The organism is Halomonas sp. ND22Bw (assembly GCF_003011945.1).
GTDB classification, from domain to species: domain Bacteria; phylum Pseudomonadota; class Gammaproteobacteria; order Pseudomonadales; family Halomonadaceae; genus Halomonas; species Halomonas halophila.
Genome location: NZ_PXWD01000195.1, coordinates 1 through 433 on the forward strand (window position 1 = coordinate 1; position 433 = coordinate 433).

Annotated in this window: 1 protein-coding gene; it reads left to right on the plus strand. The window is 74.1% G+C overall.

Going from position 1 to position 433, the window contains the following annotated elements:
• The coding region (locus tag CVH10_RS17650; protein ID WP_219924763.1) for a DUF1206 domain-containing protein at positions 1-433 on the plus strand (433 nt) is incomplete at both ends.

A 433-nucleotide genomic window follows, 5' to 3' on the forward strand; every position in this document is an offset into this window, starting at 1 on the left:
CGAGAGCATGAGGCGCGTCGCCGCCGACCTGGGGCGGACCGTTCGCCGCCGCTGGCCCCTGGCGCGCCGCACGCCCCGCCTGCACGTCCTGATCGAGGGGGCCGCGCGGATCGGCTATGGGGCGCGGGGCTTCGTCTATCTGTCGGCGGGCGCCCTGACGCTTCTGGCCGCGACCGACCGGATCGGCGAGGCGGTGGGGACCAGCGGGGCGGCGGGCTGGCTGGCGGAACAGCCGTTCGGCAAGGTCTGGCTGGTGCTGCTGGGCCTGGGCCTGTGGGCCTTCGTCGGCTGGCGCGTGCTGCAGGCGGTGTTCGACGTCGACCATGAGGGGACCGACCTGAAGGGCTGGACCACGCGGGCGGGCCAGGCGGTCAGCGGCCTGTTCTACGGCGTGCTGGCGTCGGGGGTGTTCGAGTATCTGGACGAGTTCGCC